An 18,255-nucleotide genomic window follows, 5' to 3' on the forward strand; every position below is an offset into this window, starting at 1 on the left:
GAGCGCGTCCGCCCCTCGGCGAGACTACGACACGGCGGTCGCCCGCCCCCCGCGTGCGACAATCGCCACCATGCTCGTGCGCGCCCCTCACCGGCTGCTCGCGACCTTCATCGTGCTGCAGCTCGCGTGCGGCGACCTCGTGCGCAACCTGCTGGGCTGGCCGCTGTGGGGCGCGCTCAGCGGCGTGACGCTGCTCTGGGCGCTCGTCGCGCTGCGCCGCTCCGGCGCGAGCTGGCAGTGGCTGCCCGCGCCGCTGCTCGCCTTCATCGGCGTCGCCGCCGCGACGATCATCGTCACGCCGCACCCGCTCGCGACCCTGCTCGGCGTCGCGCTGCTGCTCGTGCACGTGATGCTCGCGGTGCTGCTCGCGACGCTCCCGCTGCACACGCTGCTCGAGGTGCTCCACCGCTGCCTGCAGGGCATGCTCATCGCCTCGCTCGCCTTCGAGGTGGGCATCGCCGTGTTCGTGCAGGGCCCGGTGTATCCCGTCTGGCTCGACAACGACAGCGGGCTGCCGATGATCCCGTGGTCGACCGGCGGCATCTTCTGGGGCCATCGCATCCAGGGCATCACCGGCAACCCGAACCTCACGGCGATGCTCGCGCTCCTCGCGCTCATCGTGGCGATCGGCCGCCATCGCGCGGGGCTCGACCGCCGGCTGTGGTGGGTCTGGACGGCGCTGCCGGTCGTCGTGCTGGCGCTCACGCGCTCGATGACGGTGCTCGTCGCGGCGCTCGTCGTGCTCGTCTCGTTCTGGCTCGTCTACACCTGGCGCCGGCGCCCGCGCGGCGCCTTCCGCCCGGCGGTCGTCACGGCCGCCGGCGTGCTGGCGGTGGTCGCCGCGTGGGCGATCAGCAACTGGGACCGCGTCGTCGAGGCGCTCGGCCGCGAGGCGTCGATGGAGGACCGCTTCCAGATCTGGGCCGCCGCGCTCGACTGGTGGCGCGGCTCCCCGCTGCTCGGCAGGGGCTGGATGGGCTACTGGATGCCGTGGGTCGAGCCGTACGACCGGCTCGGCCTGCAGGACGGCATCGTCTACCTGCAGGCGCACAGCGTCTGGATCGACGTGCTCATGCAGGCGGGCATCCTGGGCGTGCTCGCGTGGGCGTGGCTGCTCGGCTCGACGCTCCGCGGCGCGGGCCGCGACCTCGCCGAGGCGCCGACCGGTGCCGGCCCGATCGCGGCGGTGCCGCTCATGATCCTCGTCGCCGAGGCGGTGCAGGGCATCGCCGAGTCGCGCCCGCTCATCGAGCTCGGCATGGTGCTGCTCGTCATCTTCGCCGTGCGGCAGCAGCGCGCCCGCGTCGAGCTCGGGCGGCTGCAGACGATGGCCCTCCCGCTGCCCCTGCAGCGCGGCGGGTAGCATCGATGGCGATGGAGAACACCCAGACTGCGCAGCACATCCTCGTCACCGGCGCGGGCGGCTACATCGGACGGCACGTCGTCGCGGCGCTGCTCGACCGGGGCGCGCGCGTCACCGCCGTGGTGCGCCACTTCCGCGCCTACCGCATCGACGAGCGCGCGACCGTGGTGGAGGCTGACCTGCTCGACCCGCACACCGACCTCGACGCGCTCATCGCCGACAGGCCCGACGCGGTCGTGCACCTCGCGTGGGAGGCGGGCTTCGCGCACAACTCCCCCGTGCACATGCTGCGCCTCTCCGACCACTTCCGGGTGCTGACGCACTTCGCGAAGGCCGGCATCACGCGGCTCGCGATCCTCGGCACGATGCACGAGATCGGCCGCTTCGAGGGCGCGATCACCGCCGAGACGCCCACGGCGCCCGCGTCGCTCTACGGCATCGCGAAGGACGCGCTGCGCCGCGCGGTGCTCGCCGACCTCGGCGACACCACCATCCAGTGGCTGCGCGCCTTCTACATCTACGGCGACGACCGCAACAACCAGTCGATCTTCACGAAGCTGCTCGAGGCCGCGGAGCAGGGCAAGCGCACCTTCCCCTTCACCTCCGGCAAGAACCAGTTCGACTTCATCCACGTCGACGAGCTGGGCAGACAGATCGCCGCCGTCGCGCTGCAGGACGAGGTCGCCGGCGTCATCAACGTGTGCTCCGGCGAGCCGGTCGCGCTCGGCACCCAGGTGGAGCGCTTCATCGCGGACCACGGCCTCGACATCCAGCTCGAGTACGGCGCCTTCCCGGACCGCCCCTACGACTCGAAGGTCGTCTACGGCGACGCCACCGAGATCCGGGCCCTGATGGCGAAGCAGGCATGACCGGATCCGGCGACCCGGACCGGATCGAGCTGCAGCAGCAGATCGACAGCCTGCGGGCGCAGCTCGAGCAGGCCGAGGCGCGCGCAGAGCGGCCCGACGCGTGGGACCCGAAGGTCTGGGCGTCGCGCGCGAGCCGCATCGGCTCGATGGGCGCGCGCGCCGTGCGGCGCGCCAAGGCCGCCGCGAGCGGACCGAGGGCGAAGCGCGCCACCGACCGCACGCGCCCCTCCTCGTTCCCCGCGTGGCAGCGGCGGCTCGAGGGCGCGCGCTTCGTCGGCTTCCCGACCCACTGGCGCGAGCGCACCGGACCCGCGACGGCCGCACCCGTCGCCGTCGTGCTGCACTGCCACTACGCCGAGCTGCTCGACGAGCTGCTCGCCGCGCTGCCCGCGATCGGCGAGCCGTTCGACCTGTACGTCACGAACTCCTCCGGCCAGGCGATCTCGGCGGCACGGCTCGCGGCCGCCGGTGCCGCGCACGCCGAGGTGCTGACGGTCGAGAACCACGGCCGCGACATCTGGCCGCTCGTGCAGGTCGTGAACGCGGGCATCCTCGACCCCTACGACGTCGTGCTCAAGGTCCACACGAAGCGCAGCGAGTGGCGCGAGGGCCACGGCGAGCTCGAGGGCTCCGGCGCCGACTGGCGCGCGGCGCTCGTCGGCTCGCTGCTCGGCCCGCACACCCGCGGGATCGTCGAGGCGTTCCGCCGGGACCGCTCGATCGGCATCGTCACCGCCGACGGCAGCGTCGCGGGGCCCGAGCACTGGGGCTCGAACCTGGACCTCGTCCGCGGCATCCTCGAGCGGCTCTCGATGCCGCTCGAGCCCGACGAGCTGCGGTTCGCGGCCGGCTCGATGTACTGGATCCGCGGCTTCCTGCTGCAGGCGCTGCGCGCCCTCCGGATCGATCGCGACGACTTCGAGGACGAGGCCGGCGACATCGACGGCACCGCGGCGCACGCGATCGAGCGCATCATCGGCATCGGCGCCGTCGAGGCGGGGCTCGACGTGCTCGAGCTGCGCGAGCTCGACGCCCGCGGCGATCGCGCATCCGTCGACGGCCGGGTCGTCGCCTTCTACTTGCCGCAGTTCCATCGCACGGCCGAGAACGACCGCTGGTGGGGCGCCGGGTTCACGGAGTGGGCGAACGTCGCGAAGGCGAAGCCCCTCTACCCCGGCCACCAGGTGCCCCTCATGCCCGGCGAGCTCGGCTTCTACGACCTCGCGCTCGACGAGGTGCGGCAGCGGCAGCGCGACATGGCCGCGGCGCACGGCGTCGCCGGCCTCATGTACTACCACTACTGGTTCGCCGGCCGCCGCGTGCTGGGACTGCCGCTGCAGCGGCTCGCCGACGGCGACGTCGACCAGCCCTTCTGCGTCATGTGGGCGAACGAGAACTGGACGCGTCGCTGGGACGGCCTCGACGCGAACGTGCTCATCGGCCAGGACTACGACCGCGTGCCCGCGACCGAGTTCATCGAGGACATCCTGCCGATGCTGCGCGACCCGCGGTGGATGCGCGTCGACGGCGCCGCGATCGTCGCGGTCTACAAGATCGGCACGGTGCCGGATGCCGCGGCGACGATCGCGCACTGGCGCGAGCGGGCGCGCCAGGAGGGCGCGGGCGAGCTGCATCTGCTCGCCGTCGACGTCGGCGAGCAGATGGGCGGCCTGCCGCGCGAGGAGCTCGTGGGGCTCGCGGACGGCACGCTCACCTTCGCGCCGCACAACCTGCCCTGGATCCCGTCGGACCGGGCCGGTGAGGCCGACGAGCGCTTCGCGGGCAACCTCATGGGCTACCGCGGCACGGCCGACGCGGCCATCGCGCAGCTCGGCTCCCTCGACGAGCACCACTATCCCGGCGTGATGGTGACGTTCGACAACACCGCGCGCAAGCAGTGGACGCCCATGGCGTTCACGGGCGCGAACCCGTGGACCTTCCGTCGCTGGCTCGCCGCCGCGCTCGACGCGCAGGCCGACCGGCCCGCCGAGCGCCGGATCGTGTTCGTCAACGCGTGGAACGAGTGGGCGGAGTCGGCCGTGCTCGAGCCGACCGACCAGTTCGGCCAGACCTACCTGCTCGCCTGCCGCCAGGTGTCGCCGCCGCGCTGACCGCGGCACGCCCGCGACCGGTGGGCGCACCCGCGACCGGTGGCGCGGCACGGCCCCCGCTCGAGGGCGGCGCCACCCGTCGGCGGGCGGGGCGCTCCCCCGCTGCTGGAACGCGACCCTCACGACGAAGGGCCGACGGCGTCGCCGTCGGCCCTTCGTCAGTCGTGCGTCAGCTCGTCCAGGTAGCGCCCACCGGGATCGCGCTCATGATCGTGCGGTCGACGTCGACGATGCGGTTCGCACCGCCCAGGCGCGCGAGCGCCGCACCGCCGAGCCAGTGCCGCACGCCGGCCTCGACGTAGTAGACGCGTCCGTCGGCGCCGCGGATGAACTGCGTCATCGGCGTCGTCGAGAGCCGCAGCCGCTCGCACAGCGCCACCTTCAGCTGCGTGAACGCGGCGGCCGGGTACTGGGCCCGCACCTCCGCGGTCATCGGCCGCAGCGAGCCGCCGACGGCCGCGTAGGCGGTCGTGCCGCACAGCACGAGCGACGAGCGCAGCTTCGGCGGGGTCGAGAAGGTCGCGATCGCCTGGTTGGGCACGCGGGTGCTCGTCGTGGGGAGCCCCATCGACTGCGCCGTGGCGAAGTCGCCGAGGTGCAGCAGCCCGTCGCCGTTGACCATCCAGACCTCGCCGCGGCCCTCCGTCGTGATGAGCGAGCCCGACGGGTAGACGGGGCGCACCCACGAGCCCTCGGGGATGCGCTGCATCTGCGTCGCGGGCAGCAGGAGCCTCGGCGTGGTGTTGCCGCCGACCGACGCGAAGGTCGCGCCGGAGTCGATGTACCGGCGCTTGCCCGCGTCGAGCAGGTACGTGCGCCCCGCCGCGTCGTAGACGAGCTGGGTCGCCGCCTGCGTCGAGACGGTGAGCGTCGAGCCGAGGCTCGTGAGCGTGAGCTCCCGCATGCCCCACGCCGTCTTCACCGCCGCCGAGGCGAACGGGTGCAGGGTGCCGTTCACGGCGACGTACGACGTCTCGCCGATGCGCACGCCGTAGGAGTTCAGCACGCCCTCGCGGCTCGCGAGGCCGTTGATGATGCCGGACGAGACGTCGGTGATGCGCGTCGGGAGGCCGAGCGCCGAGACGAAGTCCATGCTCGCGACGTGGATCGCGTTGCCGCCGTCCATGAGGTACACGGCGCCGGACGGGCCGCGGACGAGCGTGCCGTCGGCGTAGGACGAGCGCACGGGCACCGCGTCGACCGCGTTGCGCGACACCTCCCAGACCCTCGTCGGGATCGCGTAGGTGCGCGAGTACCACTCCATCGTCGAGGCGGAGACCGCCTCGGCGTAGCCGTGCGACATCAGGTAGGTGGTGGTGCCGCCGAAGGGGCGGGCGAAGTGCGGACCCGCGGGCGCACCGCTCGTCGACACGGTCGCGCTGAGCGCATCCGACACCTGCGTGAAGTACGACGAGCCGCCGTAGTGCTGCGGGTCGACGCGCATCGCGCCGTCGGTGGTCAGCACCCACGCGCCGGAGCTGTCGCGGAAGCGGTCGGGCAGCGCGCCGGCCGTGGCAGGCAGGAGCGCGATCGAGCGGTTCTCGAACGCCGGGGCGAACCAGAGGAACTCGAGGCCGATGTGCGACGACTGCGACGAGTAGACGCGGCCGTTCGACGAGATGACGCGGTTCTGCAGCCGGTCGCTGCTGCGCACGACGTCGCCGGGGGCGACCACGGGGTGCCCGATGGTGATGGCGGCGATCGTCGCGGCGTCGACGGCGCTGGGCTCCGCGCGGTAGCCGAAGGGCGTGACGCGCGCCGGGTCGGTGAGCTGCCTGCGCGTGCCCGACTGCACGAGCCAGTAGGCGCCGTCCTCGGTGGTGACGAGGTCGTTGAGCGCGCCCATGTTGAGCATGCGCGCCTCGTGACCCGGCTCGAGGGTCGGCATGTCGCCGCACGTCTGCTTCCAGGCGGTGAGCTGCGCGCACGACTGGAAGTGCAGCAGCTGGCTGTTCTCCACCAGGTAGACGGCGCCGTTCGAGGCGCGCACGGTGCGGCCGAGGTCGGGCCCGGAGGGGATGGCCGCGATCTCCGCGGCGCTGCGGTCCTGCGAGCTGCCGAGCTGGCGGTACTCCGCGAGGATCGCGCTGCTGGGCACGTAGTACTTGCGCCCGCCGCTGGCCAGGTAGATGCGGCCGTTCGAGGCGTCGCGCACGAAGGCGCCGCTCGCGATCGCGGTCGGGCTGCCGAACCAGTCGCTCCACAGCCGCCAGGTGTTGCGGTTGCCGTAGGCCGAGCAGCTGTCGCCCGTGCCGTACAGGTTGCGGAGCGCCGCGGCGTTCGGCTGGTAGGGCGTGTAGTTGTAGAGGCCCGCCGTGGCGACGTTGCGGATGAGCACGGGGCTCGAGCCGCACGCCGCGTTGGGGTTGTAGAGCACGTTGTTGACGACGCCCGCGCGGTGGTTGTAGTTGCCGGGGTGCGCCGCGTAGCGCTGGAACTGCCGGGCGCCGTAGTAGATCTGGTAGAAGAAGCCGCCGACGCTCGCGTCGCACGGCGCGGTGTCGGGGCAGCCGAAGCCCGTGGCCTTCTCGTAGCGGGAGGCGCTCGGTGCGCGGTGCGTGACGAGCGACTGCTCCTTCTCGAGCAGCACGATGAGGAAGCGCTGCGAGATGTCGCATGCCGCGCCGACCCGGGCGATGATGCTGGCCGCCGACTCGCTCGCGCGCCCGGTGAACGCCGAGCAGTAGGCGTCGGCGGGCATCGACGGCGTGCGCTGCGTGTACGTGTCGAGGCACGTGTAGCCGGCGCTGCACCCCGGGTGCTTCGCGTCGATGAACGCCTGCACCTGCCCGGCCGTCATCGCGCCGCCGGCGAAGAACTGCTCGTCGGAGATGATGAAGCCGGGGTCGAAGTCCGACGCCGTGGCGGCCGTCGCCTCGTCGGCGACGCCGACCGGGGACACGACCGTCAGGAGGGCGCCGACGAGCGACGCGACGACGGTCGCGACGATGAGTCGGGGGCGCAAGCGCATCCTTCAACCATTCATAGAGGGTTAGGGCTCCCCACAGGGTACATGGAGGAGGTTGCCTCTAGAAGAACTTTGCCGGATCAGCTCTCGGTCATCGGCATCGTCATCGACGCGTCGAGCACCATCGAGCCCCCGGCGGCGCGCGGCGAGCCGCTCGTCACCTGGAATCGGAGCGAGCGCTCGAGGGCGTCGAACGTGCGCGTCTTGTGGTGGTCCTTGACGTCGGCGTTCACGTCGAACAGGTCGGGCATGAGCGCGAGGCGGTCGATCCGGATGTCGAGCGAGCCGGAGCCCGCGTCGATGCTGTCGGGCACCGCGCCCGCCGCGATGCCGTCGTAGCTCCAGAGGTGCTTGCCGCCCGCGGTCGCGAGGCTCACGCCGAAGACCGGGCGCTCGACGCGCTGGCGCGCGGTGTAGCGCAGCCGCAGCGCGACCGCGGAGCCGGTCGGCGCCGACTCGATCGGCTGCCCCTCGGCGTCCAGGAGGTGGATGTCGTCGATGCGGATCTCGCCGGTGCCGTAGCGCTTGCCGCCGCCGGCCGCCTCCTCGGCGCCGTGGCCGACGTCGGAGTAGCGGTCGACGATGTCGGACGCGTCGCCGATCGCCTGCAGCGTGCCGTGGTCGAGCCAGGCCGCCTGGTCGCAGAAGCTGCGCATCTGCTCGACGCCGTGGCTCACGACGACGACCGTGCGGCCCTCGTCGCGGAACTGCGCGAACTTGTCGAGGCACTTGTCCTGGAACTCCATGTCGCCGACGGCGAGCACCTCGTCGACGAGCAGCACGTCGGGCTCGACGTGGATCGAGACCGCGAAGCCGAGGCGCACGTACATGCCGGACGAGTAGTTCTTCACCGGCTGGTCGATGAACGGCTCGACGCCCGAGAAGTCGACGATCTGGTCGAACTTGCGGTCGATCTCCTGGCGCGACATGCCGAGGATCGAGCCGTTGAGGTAGACGTTCTCCCGGCCCGAGAGCTCTGGGTGGAAGCCGGAGCCCACCTCGAGCATCGCCGCGACGCGGCCGCGCGTCGTGATCGAGCCCGAGTTCGGGTTCAGGATGCGCGCCATGCACTTCAGCAGCGTCGACTTGCCCGAGCCGTTGCGGCCGAGCAGGCCGAAGGTCGTGCCCTGCGGCACGTCGAAGGTGACGTCCTTGAGCGCCTCGAACGACTGGTACTTGGCGCGGCGGCCCGAGAGCACCGTCGCCTTGAGCGACTGGTTGCGGTCGGAGTAGACGCGGAAGTGCTTCGACACGTGGTCGACGCTGACGGCGGGCTCGCTCATCAGATCTCCTCGACGATGTTGCGGGCGAGCTTGCGGAAGACGAGCGAGCCGATGATGAGGGAGATCGCCGACCAGGCGATGAGCTGCAGCCAGATGTCCAGGCCCGGCACCGTGAAGTCGTACAGCACGTCGCGGTACGCCGTGAGGAACCGCTCGGCCGGGTTGAGCTGGAAGAGGGTGACGAGCGGCAGCGACGTGCCGGACTGCGCCTCGAGCGTCTGCTCGGCGTTGCGGACGATGTCGACCGAGAACATGACGCCGGAGCCGTACATCCACACCTGCGCGAGAATCGTCCAGAGGTGCTGGAGGTCGCGGAAGTAGATGCTCGCGACCGAGAGCAGCAGCGCGATGCCGAGCACGAAGACGCAGGTGAGCAGGAGCAGCGGGACGAGCAGCACGGCGTAGAGCAGCACGGCCGGGCCGCCGATGACGAGCATGATGACGAGCAGCACGAGCAGCTCGGTCGCGAAGGTCGACGCCTTCGCGAGCACCGTCGACACCACGAGCACCCAGCGCGGGAAGTACACCTTCGTCAGGAGCCCCGCGTTGCTCATGAGCGAGCCCATGCCCGCCGAGATCGAGCCCGAGATGAAGCCCCATGCGATCACGCCGACGCCGATCCAGGCGGGGAACGATTGGATGCCGGAGTTCTCGCCGGGCGCCACCTGCACCTGCAGGATGAGACCGAACACGATGGAGTAGACGGCGATCTGCGCGAGCGGGTTGATGAGCGACCAGACGCGGCCGAGCGCGGTGCGCTTGTACTCCGCCCGGATCTCGCGCAGCGTGAGGTTCTTGAGCAGGTTGAACGTGATCTCCCGCTCGGCTGCGCGCGGGCTGGGCTGGGTCTTGGTCATCGTCCTCCGTAGGGCGCCCTGGAGCGCGCGCACGATGGATCAGGGTAGCACCGGGGCGTCAGCGACCGGCCGCCGTGGGGGCCCTGGCTCACGGCACGGGCCCGACGCCGGGGACGAGCGCGAGGTACCGCTCGGTCATGACGAGCAGCACGACGTCCGCGTCGATCTCGGCGGCGAGCGCGGGCGCATCCGGCATGTCGGCCGGCCGGTCGAGCGCGTGGACGACCTGCATCGTCTCGGCGAAGGCGGCCTGCAGCGGCGGGCCGAAGCCGTTGCCGGTCGAGTCGCGCAGCACGAGCGCGGTGTGGTCGGTCGACGCGTCGGCCGTGCGCGTGGTCGCGGGCAGCTGCAGCATGTCGAGCTGCGCGGTCGACTCGAGCGTCTCGGTCGACCCGTCGGCGTACGTGACCTCCATCGCGGAGGCCGGCTCGGCGTAGACCGGCACGGTCCAGTCCTCGCCGGGCTCCCCCGTCCAGCCGGCAGCGCCGTACTCGCTGTGGTCGGTCGTGCGCTCGGCGCCGGTGACGGCGGGCGCCTCGACGTCGGCGAGCGCCGGCGACGCCTGCCGCAGGCAGCCGGCGAGCGCGTCGAACGCGACCCACGCGCCGTAGTCCGTCCAGTGGCTGTTGAGCGGGCTGTAGAGCGGGGTCTCGTCGTCGGCGGCCTCCATGGCAGCGCGCACGTCGACGATCGGCAGCTCGGGATGCGCGGCGAGCAGCTGGTCGAGCACGGTCGGGCCGAGCAGTCCGTCCGTCCACGCGGGCAGCGCCTCGGGCACGGTCTCCCACTTGGCGGGGGCGACGAGCACGAGCAGCTCGCGGCCGTCGGCCTGCAGCGTCGCGCGCATGTTCGAGAGGTAGCCGTTCCACGCCTCCACCCGGTCGGCGGTCAGCTGGAAGCGGCCGAGCGCCTGCGAGATGTTCTCGGAGTGCGGCTCGCCCAGCAGCAGGTGGCCGCCCTCCCCCTCGACGTAGTAGCCCTGCAGCTCGGCGTCGTGCGCCTGGAACGCGGCCTCGGCCGCTGCCGGGTCGGCCGCCCAGGCGTCGCTCGCGCCCTCGCGCTGGAACGCCGGCGTGCACGCCTCGGGCAGCGGCTCGCCCGGCGCGGCGGTGGGCTCGGGCAGCGCCACCCCGTAGGGGTTCGACGCCTTCCAGATGTAGCCGCCCGCGAGCGCCACCGCCGCGAGCAGGAAGAGCACGATGAGCGGCACGAGCCGGAGCCGCGACCAGTGCGACGGCTTGACCTCCTGGTCCGGCGGCAGCTCCCGCAGCGCGCTCACGCCGCGACCTCGGCCCGCCGGCGCGCCGCGCGCGGCGTGGAGGAGAACCGCGGGTCGACGAGCCCGTCGGCGAGCCGGTTCCAGGCCGGGTCGACCCAGCGGTCGAGCACGCGCCGCAGCCAGCGCGGCGTCCAGTTCTTCAGGCTCATCGCCGGCTTCTCGATGAGGTGCCACGAGCCGAAGGCGAGCACGTGCACGACCACGATGATCACGAGGTGGTAGACGAACCAGCCGAGGGTGTGCAGGCCCGCGGCGGCACCGAGCTGCATGAGCGGCCAGGCGAAGATGTAGACGCCGTAGCTGAGGTCGCCGTGCTTCTCCCAGTGCTGCAGCTTCGTCGCCCGCACCGCGAACCACATCAGGAAGTACGAGAAGGCGTGCATCCCCCAGATGTTCCAGCCGCCGAAGGCGTAGGAGGCGATCGCGAGCACGAGCGCTCCGAGCGCGAGCCGGTCGTCGATGGGGATGACGTGCTGCCACATCGCGAACAGCATGCCGAAGGCGAACGGCGCGAGGAACATGAGCATGAACGGGTCGGCGAAGATCGGGAACCACGCGGCGACGTCGCCGGCGCCCGACCACTGCAGGGCGTTGAGCAGCAGGATCGCGGTGGCGAACAGCGTCGTCAGCCACCGGTAGGCGAGCACGCCGACGAGGCCGAGCAGCCCCACGACGATGTACGCGAAGAACTCGTACTGCAGGGTCCAGGCGGAGCCGTTCCAGTCGTAGCCGCCGTGCAGCTGCGCGTAGGGCAGGGTCGAGCCGGCCTCGGCGATGTTGCGCTGGCCGAGCATGAGCCAGACGTTCGAGAGGAAGTAGGTGAACGGCGACTGCGTCGGCGCGTCCCAGTAGCCGTCGATGGAGCCGGTCTCGAGGGTCCACGCGATCGGCGCGAACAGGAACGCGGTCACGAGCAGCGCTGCCCAGAACGCGGGGAAGATGCGCATGGCGCGCCGCCACATGTACCGGAAGATCGTCGACCTGCCCATGCGCGAGAGCGTGATGAGGAAGCCGGAGAAGAAGAAGAAGCCGGCGACGGCCACGCCGCCGAGCGACTGCTCGTCGGAGATCTGCGAGCCGAGGTCGTGGCCGCCGTAGAACCCGCCGAGCGGGCCCGCGTGGCTGAAGATGACCGCGAACGCGAGCAGCCAGCGGATGAAGCCGATGCTGTTCGCGCGCGGGTCGAACGACTCCTTGAGGGTGACGGCGGTCACCGGCCGAGCACCCGTCGGGCACCCCGGCGGGCGACGCGCGCGGCGCGCAGCGGCACGAGCAGCGCGCGGGCGGTGCCCGGGCTGGCGTCGGCGATCGCGCGCTTGATGCCGGCGATGCCGTGCGAGCCGCGCACGTGCGCCTGCACCCAGGCGATCTGCTCGAGCGGCCAGCCGGGCACGCCGTGCGACATCGCGTCGAGCTTGTACTCGAGCCGCATGTAGCTGACCGCGGCGTTGCGCGTCGTCATGACGTTCCGCACCTCGAAGCCGGCGCCGAGCGCGGCGTAGCCGAACAGCCGCTCGAGCGTGTGCGGCAGCCCGCCGTCCTCGTAGCCCTGCTCGGTCGGGAAGTCCTCCCACGCGAAGTCGGCGTCGAGCAGCAGCCGCAGGGCCGCCGGGCGGGCGATGAACATCGAGCCGTAGGCCGCGAGCGGGCTGCGGTCGTCGATCGGCACGCGGATGCCGAGGCGCGCCGCCAGCTCCGCCGCTGGCTCGCGGTTGGCGAACCAGCCCCGCCCCATGGTCGGGAAGCCCGAGTGGATCATCGGCGGGAACACCATGCCGAGCCCCGGCCGCGCCTCGAACAGCCGCAGCAGGTTGCGCACGTAGCCCGGCGAGCCGAGCAGGTTCTCGAAGAGGTGCGCCTTGAAGTGCGCGGCGGGACCCGCGCCGTTCTGCGGGCTGCGCTTCGAGTGCAGCTTCACGACCAGGTCGAAGCGGTCCGACAGCAGCACGTCGCGGCAGCCGAGCAGGAAGGCGGAGACGTCGCGACCCCGGTTGGAGCCGACCACCCGCACCTCGTCGCCCGTGCGACCGGCCGCCTCGAGCGCCGCCTCGAGCCGGGCGCGCTTCTCGTCGGTGTCGGTCGTCGCGATGAGCGTCCAGCCGGCGGGCAGGTTGGCCGCCTGGGCGAGGATCTCGTCGAGCATGTCGTCGTAGTAGAGGTGCGCGAGCACGCCGATGCGGAGCCCCGACACGTCGGCGTCGCCGGTGTCGACGTCGGGCATGATCTCGAGCGTCGCGAGGTTGGTCGCGAGGTCCCTGGGCTTCGACGTGCGCGCCATGTCGCGGTAGACGAGCTCCATCGGGTAGCCGGCCGAGCGCATCCGGTCCTCGACGTCGCGCGGCATCACCGCGAGGCTGTCGTGGTAGAGCGGGTCGTGGAAGAACAGCCGGCGCTTCACGATCGGCAGGCCCGCGTCGATCATCTGCGTCGGCACGTCGAAGACCGGGTGCTGCGCGCCGTAGTCGGAGGCGGGGAAGGCCGTCTCGGAGCGGAAGCCGCGCTCCTCGAACCAGCCGGTGAAGCGCGACTCGTGCTGGATGATCGAGGCCTCGTAGGAGTCGATCACCGGCATGGTCGACCAGTACTCCCGCCACGCGTCGCTCGTCGCCATGCGGCGCCGCACCGCGATCCAGTGCGACTGGATGTGCCGGGGCATGACGCCCGTGCCGGTGTAGGGGTGCGGCCGCACCTCGGCGTGGTCCGTCACGCCCCAGAAGTCGGCGTCCGACCCGTCCATGCGCGCGAAGAGCTCGTCGTACGAGCCGATCGGGCCGTAGAACGTGTAGTTCATGAGCACGATCTCGTCGAAGTCGGCGATGCGGTCGCCGTGGCGCTCGAGGATGTCGCGGTAGGCGCCGACGTCGAAGCCGGTGTTCTCGCGCTCCCAGACGCTGTCGGCGACGGCCTCGAGCGCGACGCGGCTCTCGGTCGTGAGCGCCGAGTTCGAGACGATGGCGATCTCGTCGGCGTGCGGCCGCAGCGCCCGCAGGTGGTGGGTCACGTGCTCGCCGACGAGTCCGTCGGGGTCGTAGACCAGGAAGAACACCGCTCTGCGCATGAAAGGGACCTCGCTCACCGACGCGAATCGCTCGCGCCGCCCTCCAGGGTACCGACCGCGCACCAGCGGCTAGGCTGGGCGGGCCCGCGGCACGCGCGCGGGCGCTGCCTGGGAGGTGCCGTGCCGGATCGACCGCTCGTCGTCGTGCTGCTGGCGACCCACGACGGCGCCGCCTTCCTGCGCGAGCAGATCGACTCGATCCTCGGCCAGCAGGGCGTCGACGTGCGCATCGTCGTCTCCGACGACGGGTCGACCGACGCGACGCCCGCGCTGCTCGACGAGCTCGCCGCCGACCCGCGCATCGTCCAGCTGCCCGCCGGCGCGTACGGGTCGGCCCACGCCAACTTCCTGCGGCTCATCCGCGACGCGCCCGTCGACGGCGCCGCGGCGATCGCGTTCTCCGACCAGGACGACGTCTGGAACCCGGGCAGGCTCGCCGCCCAGCTCGAGCAGCTGCGCACCGCCGACGCGGTGAGCGCGAACGTCATCGCCGTCTACGACGACGACCGCCGGGTGCTGCTCGACAAGGCGCAGCCGCAGCGCTCCCTCGACTTCGTGCTGGAGAGCGCGGGGCCGGGCTGCACCTTCGTGCTCTCCCCCGCCGCGTTCGACCTCGTGCGGCACGTCGTGCGCACCGATCCCGAGGCCGATGCGGCGCCGATCCACGACTGGCTCGTCTACGCGATCGTGCGCGCCGCCGGCATGACCTGGCACATCGACCCCGCGCCCGTCATCGACTACCGGCAGCACGCCGCGAACGACACCGGCGCGAACCTCGGCTGGTCGCAGGCGCGCACGCGGCTGCGGCGGATGCGCTCGGGCGGCTTCCGGCGCGAGGCCGCGGTCGTGGCGCGCATCGCCTCGCGCGTCGCCGAGGGCGAGCAGCGCGCGCGCCTCGCGGCGCTCGCCGCGCTGCTCGAGCGCGGCGACGCCCGCGCCCGGCTCGCGCTGCTGCGCGGCATCGGCAGCCTCCGGCGGCGCCGCTCCGAGCGGATCGCGCTCGCCGGGATGCTGCTGCTCGGCGTCTGGTGAGCCGAGCCAGCGGCTCGGCTCAGCTGCGGGCGCGCGAGCGCTCCCGCTCGAGCAGCCGCACGAGGTAGCGGCCGTACCCGCTCTTCACGAGCGGCTGCGCGAGGCGCTCGAGCTGCTCGTCGTCGATCCACCCGGCGCGCCAGGCGATCTCCTCGATGCAGCCGATCTTGAAGCCCTGGCGGTCCTCGATCACGCGCACGTACTCGCTCGCCTGCATCATCGACTCGAAGGTGCCGGTGTCGAGCCACGCGACGCCGCGGTCGAGCACCTGCACCTGCAGGCTGCCCGCGTCGAGGTAGCGCTCGTTGACGGTGGAGATCTCGAGCTCGCCGCGGGCGGAGGGCTCGATCGTCTTCGCGATCTCGATCACGTCGTTGTCGTAGAAGTAGAGGCCCGGCACGGCGTAGTCGCTCTTGGGCTCGGCCGGCTTCTCCTCGATGGAGATGGCCTTGAAGTCGTCGTCGAACTCGACGACGCCGTAGGCGGTGGGGTCGGCCACCTGGTAGGCGAAGATGACGCCGCCGTCGACCTCGGCGTGCGCGCGCAGGCTCGAGCCGAGGCCGGTGCCGTGGAAGATGTTGTCGCCGAGCACGAGCGCGACCGACTCGTCGCCGATGAACTCCTCGCCGATGATGAACGCCTGGGCCAGGCCGTCGGGCGAGGGCTGCACCGCGTACTGGATGTCCATGCCGAGGCCGGAGCCGTCGCCCAGCAGGGCGCGGAACTGCTCGTTGTACTCGGGGGTCGTGATCACGAGCACCTCGCGGATGCCGGCCATCATGAGCGTCGACAGCGGGTAGTAGACCATCGGCTTGTCGTAGATGGGCATCAGCTGCTTCGAGATGCCCTTCGTGATCGGCCACAGCCTCGTGCCCGAGCCGCCAGCCAGGATGATGCCGCGCACGTGCCCTGCCCCTCTGCGGCCACCCGGCCGCGTCCGAGCGAGTCTAACCCGCAGGCACAGCGGGGCGTCGGGCCCCACCGCGGCCTCAGCCCTCGCGCGCCGCCTGGATCGTCGCGAAGTCGGCGCAGATCCGCGCGACGTCGGCGGGCTCGAGCGACCGAGCGAGCTGCCGGTCGTTCTCGCGCCCGGCGACGTTCAGCTGGTAGAGCCCGGTGGCCTGCGTCGCCGGCACGAACGGGAAGTTCCTGGCCTGCTCCTCGACCTGTGCGGTGCGGATGCCGAGGCCGACCGCCGTCGCGTTGATCCAGACGTCGTCGGCGCGCGGGGACCGCTCGAGGAACGCCTCGCCGCGCTCGTGCAGGCGGTCGAGCAGCGCCGTCGGCAGGATCTGCCCCGAGACGCCGGTGCCGAAGTGCGCGAAGCTCGGCGCCGTCCCGCTCGCCGGCATCCACAGGTGGTACGGGCGCAGCGCGCCGTCGGCGCACTGCATCTCGTGGACGCGGAAGCCGTGGACGAGCTCGGGCCACGCGCGGTGCGCATCCGTCAGCACGCGCAGCCAGCGGCGCGGGTAGATCATGTCGTCGTCGCCGACGACGAGCGGCAGCTCGTGCCGCGACGTGCTCGCGACGTGCGGCCAGTACTTCGCGTGGACGCGCAGGCCCGGCGCCGCAGGGAGGATCTCGAGGCCGCGGCGCTGCAGCCGTCGCAGCGGCGCGGGCAGCGGACGGGCGAGCTCAGGCTCGTCGAGGAACAGCACGAGCCGGCGCGGCAGTCGCTCGCCGCGCGCGATCGACTCGAGCGCGACCCAGGCCAGCCGGATGCGATCCCCGTGCGTCGTCATGGTCACGACCGCGTCGCCCGCGAGGTCCACGACGCGGGCGCGGGAGAGCAGGTTCGAGCGCCGGAGCGCGGCGATCTCGCGCAGCAGCGCGGGCGACGGCCGGTCGTCCTGGGCCGCGGTCGGATGCTCGTGCAGCGGCACGCCGATCACCCGGGCGGCGGCGCGCCGGGCGGTCGATCGCGAGCGCTGGAGCAGCGATGGGGGCATGCCGACACGATAGCGATCTCATGCGCAGTACTTGACACGGCTGGGAACCAGCCGAGAGGCTGTCCAAGTTGTCCCCCGCGTGTCACGAACGAGGAGAGCCCATCGTGCGCTATGCACTTGCCGCCATCGCCACGATCGGCCTGGTCGCGTCGACCCTGCTGGGCTCCGCGCCCGCAGCGCAGGCCGCCACCGCCCGCCTCGACGGCGATGACCGCTTCGAGACGAGCGTGCTCGCCTCGCAGCGACTCCCCGACACCGACACCGTCTTCCTCGCATCCGGCACCGCGTTCCCCGACGCCCTCGCGGCCGCCCCGGTCGCCGCGGCCGAGGACGCGCACCTCCTGCTCGTGCGCCCGGAGGGCATCCCGCAGATCGTGCAGGACGAGCTGCGCAGGCTCGCGCCCAGCGAGGTCGTCCTCATCGGCTCGGAGGCGTCCCTCTCCCCCGAGGTCGCGGCGCAGGCCGCCGCGACGGGGGCGCGCACCATCACGCGCATCGGCGGCGCCGACCGCGTCGCGACCTCGATGCTGCTGCTCGACCGCATGCGCGACGAGGGCGCGGCCGTCACCGACATCTGGGTCGCGAGCGGCTACAGCTTCCCGGACGCGCTCGCCGCGGGCGCCGTCGCGGCGCGCGAGGGCCACGCCCTCGTGCTCACCCTCGGCGCCGACGCCGGGTTCCGCCAGCAGATCACCGCGCGGATCGGCGGCGTGCAGCGCTTCCACATCCCCGGCAGCACGGGCAGCGTCAGCACCGACGTGCAGTCGATGCTCGCCGGCACGGGACGCGCGGTCGACCGCTTCCCGGGCGCCGACCGCTACGAGACCGCGGTGCAGATCAACCAGGCCTTCACCCGCACGGGCAGCGGCGGCCAGCTCGTGCTGACGAGCGGCGCCGACTTCCCCGACGGCCTCGTCGGCGCGGTCTACGCGGGCATCCGCGGCGAGGCGCTCTACCTCACCGACCCGAGCTGCGCGACGAGCGGCTCCGTGGCCGCCGAGCAGCGCCGCATCGCGAGCACCGGCACGACCGTGCTGGGCGGCGTGAACACCGTCTCCCCCGTCGCCGCCGAGCTCGTGCCGTGCGCCGCGCTCAACGCCTCCGCCTCCGATCTGCTCGACCGCATCAACGCGGCGCGCGCCGCCGCCGGACGGGCACCGCTCGCGCTCGACGGCTGCCTCTCGCGGATGGCGGGCGGCTGGGCGAGCGCGATGGCCGCCGGCAACCTCACCGGCTCCGCGCACAACCCGTCGCTCACCGCCGAGGCGCGCGCGTGCTCGCTGCGCGGCTGGGGCGAGAACGTGGGCCGCACGATGGGCTCGAGCCCCGACGCCGCGCGCATCATGAGCGCCTGGATGGCGTCCCCGGCGCACAAGCTCAACATCGAGCGGGCGAGCTTCACCCACATCGGCATCGGCATCGACCGCGGCTCGAACGGCTCCTGGTACTACGTGCTGGACTTCGGCACGCGCTGACGCCGGAT

Annotated in this window: 13 protein-coding genes; 5 read left to right on the forward strand and 8 right to left on the reverse strand. The window is 72.3% G+C overall.

From position 1 onward, the window contains the following. The first annotated feature begins 70 nt into the window (after window positions 1-70). The 3 genes from EDD26_RS01260 to EDD26_RS01270 are packed head-to-tail and all read left to right on the forward strand — an operon-like array spanning window position 71 to window position 4,343. Window positions 71-1,363, forward strand: coding sequence for an O-antigen ligase family protein (locus EDD26_RS01260; protein ID WP_123696053.1), 1,293 nt, complete (start codon window positions 71-73; stop codon window positions 1,361-1,363). Window positions 1,364-1,374: 11 nt separating this feature from the next. Beyond that, window positions 1,375-2,232: an NAD-dependent epimerase/dehydratase family protein gene (locus EDD26_RS01265; RefSeq protein ID WP_123696054.1), complete on the forward strand. Its 858-nt coding sequence runs from the start codon at window positions 1,375-1,377 to the stop codon at window positions 2,230-2,232. Continuing rightward, the gene (locus tag EDD26_RS01270; RefSeq protein ID WP_123696055.1) at window positions 2,229-4,343 is read left to right on the forward strand and encodes a glycoside hydrolase family 99-like domain-containing protein; all 2,115 of its coding nucleotides are present in this window, start codon (window positions 2,229-2,231) and stop codon (window positions 4,341-4,343) included. The genes EDD26_RS01265 and EDD26_RS01270 overlap by 4 nt, the downstream gene beginning before the upstream one ends. A gap of 169 nt (window positions 4,344-4,512) precedes the next feature. On the opposite strand, the gene EDD26_RS01275 is transcribed toward EDD26_RS01270, so the two are convergent. The 6 genes from EDD26_RS01275 to EDD26_RS01300 form a co-directional block, all read right to left on the reverse strand. Beyond that, on the reverse strand, window positions 4,513-7,308 hold the full coding sequence (locus tag EDD26_RS01275; RefSeq protein WP_148058664.1) for a hypothetical protein: 2,796 nt from the start codon (window positions 7,306-7,308) through the stop codon (window positions 4,513-4,515). An 83-nt stretch (window positions 7,309-7,391) separates the two neighbouring features. Further along, window positions 7,392-8,594, reverse strand: a complete 1,203-nt coding sequence (locus tag EDD26_RS01280) for an ABC transporter ATP-binding protein (RefSeq protein WP_123696057.1) — start codon at window positions 8,592-8,594, stop codon at window positions 7,392-7,394. Continuing rightward, a complete protein-coding gene (locus EDD26_RS01285) occupies window positions 8,594-9,451 on the reverse strand; it encodes an ABC transporter permease (RefSeq protein WP_123696058.1) in 858 nt (285 codons plus the stop codon). The genes EDD26_RS01280 and EDD26_RS01285 overlap by 1 nt, the downstream gene beginning before the upstream one ends. 88 nt (window positions 9,452-9,539) lie before the next feature. Beyond that, window positions 9,540-10,730 (reverse strand): alginate O-acetyltransferase AlgX-related protein, encoded by a 1,191-nt coding sequence (locus tag EDD26_RS01290; RefSeq protein WP_123696059.1) that lies wholly within the window; start codon window positions 10,728-10,730, stop codon window positions 9,540-9,542. Then, window positions 10,727-11,944: an acyltransferase family protein gene (locus EDD26_RS01295; RefSeq protein WP_123696060.1), complete on the reverse strand. Its 1,218-nt coding sequence runs from the start codon at window positions 11,942-11,944 to the stop codon at window positions 10,727-10,729. Before EDD26_RS01295 ends, EDD26_RS01290 begins: the two co-directional genes overlap by 4 nt. Then, window positions 11,941-13,788 (reverse strand): rhamnan synthesis F family protein, encoded by a 1,848-nt coding sequence (locus tag EDD26_RS01300; protein ID WP_123696061.1) that lies wholly within the window; start codon window positions 13,786-13,788, stop codon window positions 11,941-11,943. Before EDD26_RS01300 ends, EDD26_RS01295 begins: the two co-directional genes overlap by 4 nt. A 120-nt stretch (window positions 13,789-13,908) precedes the next feature. Here EDD26_RS01300 and EDD26_RS01305 point away from each other — a divergent pair, with 120 nt between their 5' ends. Continuing rightward, entirely contained in the window at window positions 13,909-14,820 is a 912-nt protein-coding gene (locus EDD26_RS01305) for a glycosyltransferase (RefSeq protein ID WP_170165484.1), read from the forward strand. 19 nt (window positions 14,821-14,839) lie between these two features. Here the strand turns inward: EDD26_RS01305 and rfbA are convergent, their stop codons facing one another. Both rfbA and EDD26_RS01315 read right to left on the reverse strand, forming a co-directional pair. Continuing rightward, window positions 14,840-15,724, reverse strand: coding sequence for a glucose-1-phosphate thymidylyltransferase RfbA (gene rfbA, locus EDD26_RS01310; protein WP_123696063.1), 885 nt, complete (start codon window positions 15,722-15,724; stop codon window positions 14,840-14,842). Window positions 15,725-15,809: 85 nt separating this feature from the next. Next, the gene (locus tag EDD26_RS01315; protein ID WP_123696064.1) at window positions 15,810-16,772 is read right to left on the reverse strand and encodes a glycosyltransferase; all 963 of its coding nucleotides are present in this window, start codon (window positions 16,770-16,772) and stop codon (window positions 15,810-15,812) included. Window positions 16,773-16,876: 104 nt separating this feature from the next. Here EDD26_RS01315 and EDD26_RS01320 point away from each other — a divergent pair, with 104 nt between their 5' ends. Then, window positions 16,877-18,247: a cell wall-binding repeat-containing protein gene (locus tag EDD26_RS01320; protein ID WP_148058666.1), complete on the forward strand. Its 1,371-nt coding sequence runs from the start codon at window positions 16,877-16,879 to the stop codon at window positions 18,245-18,247. The last annotated feature ends 8 nt before the right edge of the window (window positions 18,248-18,255 follow it).

This window comes from Agrococcus jenensis, assembly GCF_003752465.1.
GTDB classification, from domain to species: domain Bacteria; phylum Actinomycetota; class Actinomycetes; order Actinomycetales; family Microbacteriaceae; genus Agrococcus; species Agrococcus jenensis.

What these genes read in the sequence shown, in the direction of transcription:
- EDD26_RS01260 (WP_123696053.1), top strand. Translation starts at nt 71, where the DNA reads ATGCTCGTGCGCGCCCCTCACCGGCTGCTCGCGACCTTCATCGTGCTG.
- EDD26_RS01265 (WP_123696054.1), top strand. Translation starts at nt 1,375, where the DNA reads ATGGAGAACACCCAGACTGCGCAGCACATCCTCGTCACCGGCGCGGGC.
- EDD26_RS01270 (WP_123696055.1), top strand. Translation starts at nt 2,229, where the DNA reads ATGACCGGATCCGGCGACCCGGACCGGATCGAGCTGCAGCAGCAGATC.
- EDD26_RS01280 (WP_123696057.1), bottom strand. Translation starts at nt 8,594, where the DNA reads ATGAGCGAGCCCGCCGTCAGCGTCGACCACGTGTCGAAGCACTTCCGC.
- EDD26_RS01285 (WP_123696058.1), bottom strand. Translation starts at nt 9,451, where the DNA reads ATGACCAAGACCCAGCCCAGCCCGCGCGCAGCCGAGCGGGAGATCACG.
- EDD26_RS01300 (WP_123696061.1), bottom strand. Translation starts at nt 13,788, where the DNA reads ATGCGCAGAGCGGTGTTCTTCCTGGTCTACGACCCCGACGGACTCGTC.
- EDD26_RS01315 (WP_123696064.1), bottom strand. Translation starts at nt 16,772, where the DNA reads ATGCCCCCATCGCTGCTCCAGCGCTCGCGATCGACCGCCCGGCGCGCC.